Origin of the sequence: Erwinia sp. B116 (genome assembly GCF_002865965.1) — a bacterium.
Lineage (GTDB): Bacteria > Pseudomonadota > Gammaproteobacteria > Enterobacterales > Enterobacteriaceae > Erwinia.
In genome coordinates this window covers 1-13,212 of record NZ_JRZZ01000021.1, presented here as the reverse complement: position 1 = coordinate 13,212, position 13,212 = coordinate 1, and the positions used below count along the sequence as shown (strand labels likewise).

Annotated in this window: 10 protein-coding genes and 2 tRNA genes; 11 read left to right on the top strand and 1 reads right to left on the bottom strand. The window is 59.4% G+C overall.

The window, feature by feature from the left end:
- Nucleotides 1-144 precede the first annotated feature (144 nt).
- The 6 genes from nagB (at nucleotide 145) to NV64_RS14595 (ending at nucleotide 5,766) form a co-directional block, all read left to right on the top strand.
- Nucleotides 145-945 (top strand): glucosamine-6-phosphate deaminase, encoded by an 801-nt coding sequence (gene nagB / locus NV64_RS14620; protein WP_056239944.1) that lies wholly within the window; start codon nucleotides 145-147, stop codon nucleotides 943-945.
- A 90-nt stretch (nucleotides 946-1,035) separates the two neighbouring features.
- The gene (gene nagA, locus NV64_RS14615; RefSeq protein WP_056239947.1) at nucleotides 1,036-2,184 is read left to right on the top strand and encodes an N-acetylglucosamine-6-phosphate deacetylase; all 1,149 of its coding nucleotides are present in this window, start codon (nucleotides 1,036-1,038) and stop codon (nucleotides 2,182-2,184) included.
- A 7-nt stretch (nucleotides 2,185-2,191) separates the two neighbouring features.
- The gene (locus tag NV64_RS14610) at nucleotides 2,192-3,421 is read left to right on the top strand and encodes an N-acetylglucosamine repressor (protein WP_056239951.1); all 1,230 of its coding nucleotides are present in this window, start codon (nucleotides 2,192-2,194) and stop codon (nucleotides 3,419-3,421) included.
- Nucleotides 3,422-3,724: 303 nt separating this feature from the next.
- Nucleotides 3,725-5,389, top strand: a complete 1,665-nt coding sequence (gene asnB / locus NV64_RS14605) for an asparagine synthase B (RefSeq protein WP_056239954.1) — start codon at nucleotides 3,725-3,727, stop codon at nucleotides 5,387-5,389.
- 218 nt (nucleotides 5,390-5,607) lie between these two features.
- Nucleotides 5,608-5,684: transfer RNA gene (locus NV64_RS14600), tRNA-Met, on the top strand.
- A gap of 7 nt (nucleotides 5,685-5,691) precedes the next feature.
- Nucleotides 5,692-5,766 (top strand) — tRNA-Gln (locus NV64_RS14595).
- 242 nt (nucleotides 5,767-6,008) lie between these two features.
- Here NV64_RS14595 and ubiF read toward each other — a convergent pair.
- Nucleotides 6,009-7,187, bottom strand: a complete 1,179-nt coding sequence (gene ubiF / locus NV64_RS14590; RefSeq protein WP_056239957.1) for a 3-demethoxyubiquinol 3-hydroxylase — start codon at nucleotides 7,185-7,187, stop codon at nucleotides 6,009-6,011.
- Between the two features lie 205 nt (nucleotides 7,188-7,392).
- Between ubiF and miaB the strand changes: the two genes are divergently transcribed.
- From miaB to lnt, 5 genes are all read left to right on the top strand, one after another.
- A complete protein-coding gene (miaB, locus tag NV64_RS14585) occupies nucleotides 7,393-8,817 on the top strand; it encodes a tRNA (N6-isopentenyl adenosine(37)-C2)-methylthiotransferase MiaB (RefSeq protein WP_056239960.1) in 1,425 nt (474 codons plus the stop codon).
- A gap of 202 nt (nucleotides 8,818-9,019) precedes the next feature.
- Complete coding sequence (locus NV64_RS14580; RefSeq protein ID WP_056239962.1) at nucleotides 9,020-10,081, top strand: PhoH family protein; 1,062 nt, start codon at nucleotides 9,020-9,022, stop codon at nucleotides 10,079-10,081.
- Nucleotides 10,078-10,545: an rRNA maturation RNase YbeY gene (gene ybeY, locus NV64_RS14575; RefSeq protein WP_056239967.1), complete on the top strand. Its 468-nt coding sequence runs from the start codon at nucleotides 10,078-10,080 to the stop codon at nucleotides 10,543-10,545. Before NV64_RS14580 ends, ybeY begins: the two co-directional genes overlap by 4 nt.
- 113 nt (nucleotides 10,546-10,658) lie before the next feature.
- Nucleotides 10,659-11,537: a CNNM family magnesium/cobalt transport protein CorC gene (gene corC / locus NV64_RS14570; RefSeq protein ID WP_056239969.1), complete on the top strand. Its 879-nt coding sequence runs from the start codon at nucleotides 10,659-10,661 to the stop codon at nucleotides 11,535-11,537.
- 7 nt (nucleotides 11,538-11,544) lie between these two features.
- Nucleotides 11,545-13,083: an apolipoprotein N-acyltransferase gene (gene lnt, locus NV64_RS14565; protein WP_056239971.1), complete on the top strand. Its 1,539-nt coding sequence runs from the start codon at nucleotides 11,545-11,547 to the stop codon at nucleotides 13,081-13,083.
- The last annotated feature ends 129 nt before the right edge of the window (nucleotides 13,084-13,212 follow it).

Here is a 13,212-nt window from a genome sequence, read left to right as displayed (position 1 = left end):
AAGCCAACTTATTTTATGATTAAAAAAATCTAAACGTGAAAATGCCTCTTTTACCGGCCGCCCTCCCAGGCAGCGCGGGCTTAGGCTAAGCTGGACAAAGCTTCGTTTACCCTGTTTTCAATTACGCTTATTACGAGGTTCCTCATGAGACTGATTCCCCTGGCAACGTCATCACAGACCGGTAAGTGGGCGGCGCGCCATATCGTTAGCCGGATCAACGCCTTCAACCCGACCGCCGACCGCCCGTTTGTCCTGGGCCTGCCGACCGGCGGTACTCCGCTGGAAGCCTACAAGCACCTGATTGAGATGCACAAAGCGGGCCAGGTTAGTTTTAAACATGTGGTAACCTTCAACATGGACGAATACGTCGGCCTGCCAAAGGAACACCCGGAGAGTTACCACAGCTTTATGTACCGGAACTTTTTCGATCATGTTGATATTTCAACTGAAAACATCAACCTCCTCAATGGCAATGCCGCGGATATTGACGCAGAATGCCGCCAGTATGAGGAGAAAATCCGCGCTTACGGTAAAATCAACCTGTTTATGGGCGGCGTCGGCAACGACGGACATATCGCCTTCAACGAACCGGCCTCTTCACTGGCTTCACGCACGCGCATCAAAACGCTGACCCAGGATACGCGTATCGCCAACTCACGCTTCTTCGGCGGCGATGTCGAGCAGGTGCCGAAATATGCGCTGACCGTTGGCGTCGGTACGTTACTGGATGCGGAAGAGGTGATGATTCTGGTGACCGGCCATGTGAAGGCGCAGGCGCTGCAGGCCGCCGTTGAGGGTAACGTCAACCATATGTGGACCATCAGCTGCCTGCAGCTGCATCCTAAGGCCGTGGTGGTGTGTGATGAACCCGCCACCATGGAATTAAAAGTCAAAACGGTTAAATATTTCCGCGAAATGGAAGCGGCCAATATTACCGACCTGTGAGAATCAGGGCGTAACGCCCGCTCACAGCGCGGACTGCGCCGGGCCACTACCGGCCCGGCGCAGTCGATTATGCTAAGCCAGGAGAACATCATGTACGCTTTAACCCACGGCCGCATTTATACCGGCCACGAAATTCTCGACAACCACGCGGTAGTGATCGCTGACGGCCTGATTGAACGCGTCTGCGCCGTGGATGCCCTGCCCGAGGGAGTCGAAACCCGTGACGTTGGCGGCGCGCTGATTGCGCCGGGTTTCATCGATCTGCAGCTGAACGGCTGCGGTGGCGTACAGTTTAATGATGACCTGGCGGCTATCAGCGTTGAAACACTGAACATTATGCAGCGGGCCAATGAAAAATCCGGCTGCACCAGCTTTCTGCCGACCCTGATTACCAGCAGCGATGAGCTGATGATCCGCGCCGTTGAAGTGATGCGGGCGTATCTGGCGCAGAATCACGGCCAGGCGCTGGGCCTGCATCTTGAGGGGCCGTGGTTAAACCCGCTGAAAAAGGGCACCCACGATCCGGCGCTGATCCGCGCCCCCTCCCCGCAGCTGGTGGATTTCCTCTGCGATAACGCGGATGTGATTAGCAAAATTACCCTGGCACCGGAGAAGGTGGCACCGGCAGTGATCCGCCGCCTGCGTGACGCCGGCATCGTAATCTCCGCCGGGCACTCGCACGCCACCTGTGACGAGGCGCGAGAAGGTATTCGCGCCGGGGTGAGCTTTGCTACCCATCTGTATAACGCCATGCCCGCCACCACCGGCCGGGAGCCGGGGCTGATCGGCGCGCTGTTCGACTCACCTGATGTCTGGTGCGGCATTATTGCCGACGGCCTGCACGTCAATTATGCCAACATCCGCAACGCCAAACGCATCAAAGGCGACAAGCTGGTGCTGGTGACCGATGCCACCGCGCCGGCGGGTGCCTGTATTGATCGGTTCATTTTTGCCGGTAAAACAATATACTATCGCGACGGGTTGTGCGTGGATGAAAATGGCACGCTGAGCGGGTCGGCCTTAACTATGATTGAAGCCGTGGCGAACAGCGTTGAACACGTCGGCATCTCACTGGATGAGTCGCTGCGTATGGCGTCACTCTACCCGGCCCGGGCAATGGGGGTGGATGCACAGTTGGGTTCAATTGAGGCCGGAAAAGTGGCCAACCTGACCGTGTTCACCCGCGATTATAAAATCACCCGTACCATCGTGAATGGTCACGAGGTCTATAGCGAGTAGAGCGTTAATGAGCACTGGCGGCCTGGCACAGATAGGAAATGTTGACCTTGTTAAACAATTAAACAGTGCGGCCGTCTATCGGCTTATCGATCAGCAGGGGCCAATCTCACGGATTCAGATTGCCGAAATCAGCCAGCTCGCGCCCGCCAGCGTCACCAAAATCACCCGTCAGCTGATCGAGCGCGGGCTGATTAAAGAGGTGGATCAGCAGGCCTCCACCGGCGGTCGCCGCGCCATCTCCATCGTCACCGAACCGCGCGGCTTTAACACCATCGGCGTGCGCCTCGGCCGTAACGACGCCACCCTGACCCTGTTTGACCTCAGCGGTAAGAGCCTGGCAGAGGCGCACCACCCGCTGCCGCAGCGCACCCAGGAGACGCTGGAAAACGCCCTGTTTACCGCCATCGCCGACTTCTGCGAGCAGCATCAGCGCAAGCTGCGCGAGCTGATCGCCATCTCCGTCACCCTGCCCGGCCTCGTCGACCCGAACAACGGCATCATTCGCTATATGCCGCACATCAACGTCGGCCCGTGGCCGCTGGTGGCCAGCCTGGAAAAACGCTTTAACGTCACCAGCTTTGTCGGCCACGATATTCGCAGCCTGGCGCTGGCAGAGCACTATTTTGGCGCATCCCGCGATTGCGCCGACTCCATCCTGGTGCGCGTGCATCGCGGAACGGGTGCCGGCATTATTGCCAACGGCCATATTTTTCTCGGCAGCAACGGTAACGTTGGCGAACTGGGACATATCCAGGTTGACCCGCTGGGCGAACGCTGTCACTGCGGTAACTTCGGCTGTCTGGAGACCATCGCCGCTAACGGCGCGATTGAAAATCGCGTGCGCCACCTCCTGACCCAGGGCTATCCCAGCAGCCTGACGCTGGATGACTGCCAGATCCAGCCGATCTGTCGGGCAGCCAGCCAGGGTGACGCGCTGGCCACCGAAGTGATCGAGCACGTCGGCCGTCACCTCGGCAAAGCTATCGCCATCGCCATTAACCTTTTTAACCCGCAGAAGGTGGTGGTAGCCGGTGAAATAACCGAAGCGCAGAAGGTGCTGCTGCCGGCGATCGAAGGCTGCATCAATACCCAGGCGCTGAAAGACTTCCGCAAAAATCTGCCGATCGTCCGATCCGAGATCGACCACCGTTCGGCCATTGGCGCATTTGCGCTGGTCAAGCGAGCGATGCTCAACGGCATTCTGCTGCAGCGCCTGCTGGAGGCGGAACCGCGTTAATCCCGCGTTAGCCCCTCATGGCCTTTAGAATGCCCGCCCCTTGCGGGCATTTTTTATCGCCGGGTGGTCGGTTTTTGTCCCGTTTTATTGATTTATTAGTGAATCAACAATAAAAACCCTATAAAAATATCAATTCATCAATAAATCCACCGCACCAGCCTGCAATTTCCCAGCTAAACCTTAAATCACTTGCATCCCCTGCTCTGTTAGCGCATTTTCTTATACATCAGGCGATACACGTCGCTGCAAACCAATAATGTTTACAACATCACCACCGCAAGGTATGTCGTTAGGGAGCTGTATATGTGTTCTATTTTTGGTGTACTGGATCTGAAAACTGACCCCACTGAACTGCGTAAGAAAGCGCTGGAGCTTTCCCGTCTGATGCGCCACCGTGGCCCGGACTGGTCCGGCGTCTACGCCGATGACCACGCGATCCTCGCCCACGAGCGTCTGTCGATCGTCGACGTCAACAACGGTGCACAGCCGCTGTACAACGCAGCCCGTACCCATGTCCTGGCGGTAAACGGTGAGATCTACAACCATCAGGCGCTGCGTGCAGAGCTGAGCGATCGTTATGAGTTCCAGACCGACTCTGACTGTGAAGTGATCCTGGCGCTGTACCAGGAAAAAGGCGTCGACTTCCTGGACGAGCTGCAGGGCATGTTCGCCTTTATCCTGTATGACACCGAAAAGCAGACGTACCTGATTGGCCGCGACCATATCGGTATTATCCCGCTGTACACCGGTAACGACGAGCACGGCAACCTGTTTGTCGCCTCTGAAATGAAAGCGCTGGTGCCGGTTTGCCGTACCATTAAAGAGTTCCCGGCGGGCAGCTACCTTTCCAGCACCGACGGCGAAATCCGCCAGTACTGGCAGCGTGACTGGTTTGACTATGCGGCGGTAGAGAACAACACCACCGATGCAGCAGGCCTGAAAGCCGCGCTGGAAGAGTCGGTAAAAAGCCACCTGATGTCAGACGTGCCTTACGGCGTGCTGCTGTCCGGCGGTCTCGACTCTTCGATCATCTCCGCCATCACTAAAAAGTATGCGGCGAAGCGCGTGGAAGACCATGACAAGAGCGAGGCCTGGTGGCCACAGCTGCACTCCTTCGCGGTGGGCCTGGAAGGTTCCCCGGACCTTAAAGCGGCAAAAGCCGTGGCAGAGCACTTGGGCACCGTGCACCATGAAATTCACTTCACCGTGCAGGAAGGCCTCGATGCGATCCGCGATGTGATCTACCACATCGAAACCTATGATGTGACCACCATCCGTGCGTCAACGCCGATGTACCTGATGTCCCGCAAGATTAAGGCGATGGGCATCAAGATGGTGCTGTCCGGTGAGGGTGCCGATGAAGTGTTCGGTGGCTACCTGTACTTCCATAAAGCGCCGAACGCCCGTGAATTCCACGAGGAGAACGTGCGTAAGCTGCAGGCGCTGCATATGTTCGACTGCGCCCGTGCCAACAAGGCGATGTCTGCCTGGGGCGTGGAAGCCCGCGTACCCTTCCTGGACAAGAAGTTCCTCGACGTGGCGATGCGCATCAACCCGGCTGACAAACTGTGCGGCAGCAACGGCAAGATGGAAAAACACATCCTGCGCGAGTGCTTCGAATCCTACCTGCCGGCCAGCGTCGCCTGGCGTCAGAAAGAGCAGTTCTCTGACGGCGTAGGCTACAGCTGGATCGATACCCTGAAAGAAGTGGCCGCGGCGCAGGTCAGCGACCAGCAGTTGCAGACCGCCCACTTCCGTTTCGCGTACAACACGCCAACCTCAAAAGAGGGCTACCTGTACCGTGAAATCTTCGAAGAACTGTTCCCGGTGCCAAGCGCGGCCGAGTGCGTGCCTGGCGGCCCGTCAGTTGCCTGTTCTTCGGCGAAAGCGATAGAGTGGGATGAAGCGTTCAGGAACATGGACGACCCGTCTGGCCGCGCCGTCGGCGTACACCAGTCAGCTTATTAATCAAGATGATGTTGTACTAACCAACGGGCCTGACGGCCCGTTTTTTTTTGCGTTTGCTTATGATACCCGCTGTTTTCGCCGATTAAATCGCCAGACTGGTTACAGGCCAGCCAAACAACACGTTTATGACAAAAAACGGCAAAAAAGGTGTTGACGCTTTTGGGCCAACTCCGCATAATGCGCCCCGCAACGCCGATGAAGGTTACGCAAAAAAAGAAGGCTACTTAGCTCAGCTGGTTAGAGCACAGCACTCATAATGCTGGGGTCACAGGTTCGATTCCCGTAGTAGCCACCAAATTTATTGGGGTGTCGCCAAGCGGTAAGGCACTGGTTTCTGATACCAGCATTCCGGGGTTCGAATCCCTGCACCCCAGCCAATCAGTAAAGAAGCCCGCTTACGCGGGCTTTTTTGCGTCTGGCGTTTGTATAGCCTCTGGCTCATCCGCACCTCCTGCCCAGATCTGCCAGCTACCGTTCCGACATTCTGCACTGCCCACTGAATCCTTCCTGCCGGGGATCCTCTGCCGCTGCAGCACAAAAAAACCGGCTTGCGCCGGCTTATGCACGATCAGGAGCCTGTAGCGACCTGCAGCGGAACGCCACAAGCCTCTGCCGGGCGCTACAGGCCCAGCGCGTAACGCAGCGCCTGACGTTTCAGCACGCCAGAGTTCTCGGCGGCCAGCAGCCCAAGGTTGCGCAGCACCTTTAACGGCCCGGCCGGGGTGCTGAAGGCAAAGTAGAACAGATCCATGCCGCTCTGCATCAGCTGGTTGTCCAGCCGCCGTTTGCGCTGGTAACGCTGCAGCACCGCTTCGGACGCCCAGTCCTCCGCCCGCGAGCGTGAGTCACATAACACCCCAGTCAGCGCATCCACGTCGCGGTAACCGAGGTTAACCCCCTGCCCGGCCAGCGGGTTGATGGTATGCGCCGCATCGCCAACCAGCGCCAGCCCCGGCAGCACATAGCGTGAGGCGTGGCGACGCACCAGCGGGAAGGCCCCGCGGCCTGCCACCTCCACCGGCCCGAGGCGCGGCGGGAAGTGCGCCTGAATCTCTTTTTGCAGCTGTGCCAGCGGCATCGCCTGCAGCTGGCGGATACGCGCCGGGCTGTCGTACCACACCAGCGACGCCCAGCGGTCAAACAGCGGCAGGAAGGCGCGCGGCCCCTGCGGGGTAAACTGCTGCCAGGTGGTATCACCGGCGTCCTGCTCGCCGCGTACGCTGATCAGCATGCAGGACTGAGCATAGTTCCAGCCGTGCACGCCAATCCCCGCCAGCTGCCGCACCTGTGAATTGGCCCCGTCGGCCCCCACCACCAGCCGCGCGTCCAGCGCCTCACCATCCGCCAGCGTTAAGCGCCAGCCGCCGTTAACCGGCTGCAGATCCTGCAGCTGCGCCGGGCACAGCAGTTGCACCGGCTGCTGCTGCAGGCGCTGCCACAGGGCGCGCTGCAGCACGCTGTTCTCGACCATATAGCCCAGCTCAGGCAGCCCCAGCGAGGCAGCATCAAACGCCACTTTTGCGCTCTGCCACTCCCAGGTCTCCAGCTGACGGTAGGGAACCGTGCGCATGGCCAGCACGTCCGGCCAGACGCCGAGCTGCCTGAGCAGCGCCACCGACGCCGCGCCAATGGCGGAAATGCGCACGTCCGGGTTGCTGGCGGCGTCAAACGCGGTGGGTTCACGCTGTTCCAGCACCGCCACGCTAAAGCCCTGTTGCGCCAGCCCGCTGGCCAGCGCCGCGCCGACCATGCCACCACCGACGATGGCAACGTCCACCTTATGCTTATTCTCTGTCATTGTTTTTCCTTCAACCGGGAGCATCCGCCGTGCGGTACCTCTACACTTTGCAGGGGTAATTCTGTTATCCTGACCAACCTTAGGGGATATCCCTTAATTGTACCGGAAATTCCTTCACATACGGCATACCGTACGGCGGTTTTGCCTGGCTGTGAACGTATCCTACGCGCCCGGCCTCTCTTTCTGCATGACATATGGCAAGTCGATGACAAAAAAACTGCATATCAAAACCTGGGGCTGTCAGATGAATGAGTATGACTCATCCAAAATGGCTGACCTGTTAAACAGCACCCACGGTTACACCCTGACCGACGAGGCGGAAGACGCCGACGTGCTGCTGCTTAACACCTGTTCTATTCGCGAAAAGGCCCAGGAAAAAGTTTTTGCGCTGCTTGGCCGCTGGCGCAAGCTGAAAGAAGCGCGCCCCGACCTGATTATCGGCGTCGGCGGCTGCGTGGCCTCGCAGGAGGGTGACAAGCTGCGCCAGCGCGCCAGCTGCGTGGATATCGTCTTTGGCCCGCAAACGCTGCACCGCCTGCCGGAGATGATCAACCGCGTACGCGGCAGCAACAGCCCGGTAGTCGACGTCAGTTTTCCGGAGATCGAGAAGTTTGATCGCCTGCCGGAGCCGCGCGCCGATGGCCCGAGCGCCTTCGTGTCGATCATGGAAGGCTGTAACAAATACTGCACCTTCTGCGTGGTGCCCTACACCCGTGGCGAAGAGGTCAGCCGCCCGTCGGACGACGTTTTATTTGAAATTGCGCAGCTGGCGGCGCAGGGCGTGCGTGAAGTCAATCTGCTCGGGCAGAACGTAAATGCGTACCGCGGTGCCACCTTCGACGGCGGCATCTGCTCGTTTGCCGAACTGCTGCGGCTGGTGGCGGCGATCGACGGCATCGACCGCATTCGCTTCACCACCAGCCACCCGATCGAGTTCAGCGACGATATCATCGCGGTCTATGGCGATACGCCGGAGCTGGTCAGCTTCCTGCACCTGCCGCTGCAGAGCGGCGCGGACCGCATTCTGACGCTGATGAAACGCGCCCACACCGCGCTGGAGTATAAGGCCATCATCCGCAAACTGCGGGCGGTCCGCCCGGATATTCAGATCAGTTCGGACTTTATTATCGGCTTCCCGGGCGAGACCCAGGCCGATTTCGAGCAGACCATGAAGCTGGTCGGCGAGATCAACTTCGATACCAGCTACAGCTTTATCTACTCATCCCGCCCCGGCACCCCAGCGGCCGACCTGCCGGACGACGTCTCTGACGACGAGAAGAAGCAGCGCCTGTATATCCTGCAGGACCGCCTCAATCAGCAGGTGCTGGCCTGGAACCGACGGATGCTCGGCAGCGTGCAGCGAATTCTGGTCGAGGGCATCTCGCGTAAAAACGTGATGGAGCTTTCCGGTCGCACCGAGAATAACCGCGTGGTCAACTTTGAAGGCAGCCCGGAGCACATCGGTAAGTTTGTCGACGTGGAGATTGTCGACGTATACGCCAACTCGCTGCGCGGCATCTTCCTGCGCGGTGAGGAACAGATGGGGCTGCGGCTTAGCGAAACGCCGGCCGCGGTGATTGCCCGTACACGTAAGGAAAACGAGCTCGGCGTGGGCCTTCACCAGCCCTGAGCCCCGCCTTTTGCGGCAAGCCTCGCAGTTTGCCGCGAGTTTTCATCGGGTTGCGCTTGCTTTCTGAACACTCTGCCCAAATATCCCGGTTGAGGCTTGCACCTTCGCGCCGTGCCATAAATAATTCACTATGACAGTGGCGTGCAGCGGGTAAGCTGCCCTCAATTTCTCAACCCGGCCCTGAGTGACCCAAAGGATTAGTTTGAATATTGAAACACGTGAAATTAGCGTAGAACCGTTTGATAACACCCGGCTGCTCAGCCTGTGTGGCCCCTTTGATGACAATATCAAGCAGCTGGAGCGCCGGCTGGGGATTGAAATTGTCCGTCGTGATAACGCCTTCAAACTGACCGGCCGTGCCCTCTGCGTGCATGCAGCCGTCGATATTCTGCGCGATCTCTACGTGGATACCGCCCCGGTGCGCGGCCATATCCCGGATATCGACCCGGAGCAAATCCACCTGGCGATCAAAGAGAGCGGCGTGCTGGAACAGACCGCCGACAGCGTGCCGGAGTTCGGCAAGGCGATCCATATCAAGACCAAACGCGGAGTGATTAAACCGCGCACGCCTAACCAGGCGCAGTACGTGGCCAATATTCTCGACCACGACATCACCTTCGGCATCGGCCCGGCCGGTACCGGTAAAACCTACCTGGCGGTGGCGGCGGCGGTCGACGCGCTGGAGCGCCAGGAGATCCGCCGCATCCTGCTGACCCGCCCGGCCGTTGAGGCAGGTGAAAAGCTCGGCTTTCTGCCCGGCGACCTCAGTCAGAAGGTCGATCCTTACCTGCGCCCGCTGTATGACGCGCTGTTTGAGATGCTCGGCTTTGAACGCGTTGAGAAGCTGATCGAACGTAACGTGATCGAAGTCGCCCCGCTGGCCTATATGCGCGGCCGCACGCTGAACGACGCCTTTATCATCCTCGATGAGAGCCAGAACACCACCATCGAACAGATGAAGATGTTCCTGACCCGCATCGGCTTTAACTCCAAAGCGGTGATCACCGGTGACGTCACCCAGATTGACCTGCCGCGCAACCTGAAGTCCGGTCTGCGCCACGCGATTGAGGTGCTCTCCGGGGTGCCTGAACTGAGTTTTAATTTCTTCCACAGTGAAGATGTGGTGCGCCACCCGGTGGTGGCACGCATTGTGGTCGCCTATGAAGCCTGGGAAGCCGCCGATCAGAAACGGCGCGATGCTCAGGCCGAAGAACGTAAACGTGAAGCGCTGGCACTGCAACAGGCTTCACAGGAGAGCAAATGAGTTCTGTTATTCTTGATCTGCAAATTGCCTGCGCCAGCGAGCAGGGCCTGCCGGCGGAAGCCGATTTTCAACGCTGGCTGGAGGCGGTGCTGCCGCAGTTTCAACCGGAGAGCGAAGTCACCGTACGTCTGGTCGATGAAGCAGAGAGCCGCGAGCTCAATCACACCTACCGCGCTAAAGATAAGCCGACCAACGTGCTGTCGTTCCCGTTCGAGGCGCCGCCGGGTATTGAGCTGCCGCTGCTGGGCGACCTGATCATCTGCCGTCAGGTGGTGGAGCAGGAAGCCGCCGATCAGGAAAAAGCGCTGGAGGCCCACTGGGCGCACATGGTGATCCACGGCAGCCTGCACCTGCTGGGTTATGATCATATTGAAGATGACGAAGCCGAAGAGATGGAATCGCTGGAGACCGAGATAATGCTTGCTCTTGGCTATGCCGATCCGTACATTTCGGAGAAAGAATAAGTAGCGGCACGCTACTCCCCCGGGCGAGGCCTCTGCCGCACCCGGGCCTGTGCCATCCGCCTGCCCCGCCGGGGCAGCCGATTTCTTAAGAGAGAGAAAAACTCAAAAACGCCATGAGCGATGACCATTCACAGAACAACGACAGTCCCGCCAGTAAAAAGGGCTTCTTTTCACTGATCCTCAACCAGCTGTTCCACGGCGAACCGAAAAACCGTGATGACCTGCTGGAGCTGATTCGCGATTCCGAGCAGAACGAGCTGATCGACCCCGATACCCGCGACATGCTGGAGGGGGTGATGGATATCGCCGGCCAGCGCGTACGCGATATCATGATCCCGCGTTCGCAGATGATCACGCTGCGGCGTAACCAGACGCTGGAAGAGTGCCTGGCGGTGATTATCGACTCCGCCCACTCCCGCTTCCCGGTGATCAGCGAGGACAAAGACCACGTTGAAGGCATCCTGATGGCCAAAGACCTGCTGCCGTTTATGAGCAGCAGTTCTGAACCGTTCAGTATTGAGAAAGTGCTCCGCCCGGCCGTAGTGGTGCCTGAAAGCAAGCGCGTTGACCGCATGCTGAAAGAGTTCCGCTCACAGCGTTACCACATGGCGATCGTCATTGACGAGTTTGGCGGCGTCTCCGGCGTGGTGACCATTGAAGATATTCTTGAACTGATCGTTGGCGAAATTGAAGATGAATACGACGACCAGGAAGAGAGTGATATCCGTCAGCTTAGCCGTCACGCCTACACCCTGCGTGCCCTGACGCCGATCGAAGATTTCAACGAGGCGTTCGGCACCCACTTCAGCGATGAAGAGGTCGACACCATTGGCGGCCTGGTGATGCAGGGCTTCGGCCATCTGCCGGCGCGCGGTGAAAGCATTACCATTGACGGCTACCAGTTTAAAATTGCGATGGCCGACAGCCGCCGCATCATTCAGATTCACGTCAGGATCCCGGACAACTCGCCGCAACCCACTCTGGAAGAGTAATCACCGTATGGCAATTGCCTCCTTACTTCAGCGCCAGCGGGTTCGCCTGCTGCTGGCGCTTTTAACGGGTGCCGCTGGCACCCTCTCTTTTTCACCTTATGATTTCTGGCCCGCGGCGCTGGTTTCGCTGCTCGGGCTGCAGGCGCTGACGCTGCACCGCACCACCCGTCAGGCCTGCGCCATCGGTTTTGCCTGGGGCTTTGGCCTGTTCGGCAGCGGCATTAACTGGGTCTACGTCAGCATCGCCACTTTTGGCGGCATGCCGGGACCGGTGAATATCTTCCTGGTGGTGCTGCTGGCCGCTTACCTGTCGCTCTACCCAATGCTGTTTACCGCACTGCTCAACCGCCTGCTGCCGCGCGCCTCGCTGCTGCGCCTGGCCGTGGCGGCACCGGTGCTGTGGCAAATCACCGAGTTCCTGCGCGGCTGGATCCTGACCGGTTTCCCGTGGCTGCAGTTTGGTTACAGCCAGATTAACGGCCCGCTAAAAGGGCTGGCTCCGCTGGTCGGCGTAGAGGGGATCACCCTGCTGCTGATGGTGATTGCCGGGCTGGCGGTTTACGCCGCGATCCACCGCCGTGCGGCGGCTGCCGTCGCCGCGCTGGCGCTGCTGGCGCTGCCCTGGCCGCTGCGGCTGGTAAACTGGTTTACGCCGCTGCCGGAACGGGCGGTGGAGGTTGCGCTGGTGCAGGGCAATATCGCCCAGTCGCTGAAGTGGGACCCGAACCATCTGGTCACCACCCTGAACACCTACGCCACGCTCAGCCGCCCGTACCTGGGCAAAGCACCAATCATTATCTGGCCGGAATCCGCCATCCCGGATCTGGAGACCAATCAGCAGCCGTTCCTGAAGACGGTGGATGCGCAGCTGCGCGCCGCCGGCAGCAGCCTGATCACCGGCATCGTCGATTCGCGGCTGGAAGCGAACCGCTACCACGACTACAACTCGATTATCGTGCTCGGTGGCCCGCAGCCGTATAACTACTTCAGCGGCAACCGTTACCAGAAGAACCATCTGGTGCCGTTTGGCGAGTTCGTACCGCTGGAGTCGCTGCTGCGCCCGCTGGCGCCGTTCTTCGACCTGCCGATGTCCTCGTTCAGCCGCGGCAGCTACGTGCAGCCACAGCTGCAGGTGGCCGGTTACAACCTGACCGCCGCGATCTGTTACGAGATCGTGCTCGGTCAGCAGGTGCGCGATAACTTCCGCCCGGACACCAACTTCCTGCTGACCATCTCGAACGATGCCTGGTTCGGCCACTCGATCGGCCCGTGGCAGCACCTGCAGATGGCGCAGATGCGCGCACTGGAGCTGGGCCGCCCGCTGCTGCGCAGCACCAATAACGGCGTAACGGCGGTGGTCGACGCCAGTGGCAACATTGCGCAGACCATCCCGCAGTTTGAAGCCGGCGTGCTGGCGGCTAAGGTCACCCCCACCAGCGGGCTGACGCCGTATGCCCGTATCGGCAACGGGGGAGTCTGGTTGCTGTCGCTGCTGCTGGCCGCCGCCGGATCGCTGATGGCGTGGCGCTCGCGCCGCCGGATGTAATCTGTATCCGCTGCATCGCCGGGGGCAAGGGATTGTCCGCCGGCTGTTTTGCTGATTGCCGAAATACGCGCGCGATCTCCTGCTCATAAACGCCGCACGACGGCCACCTCTCTTCTCACGACAGACGTC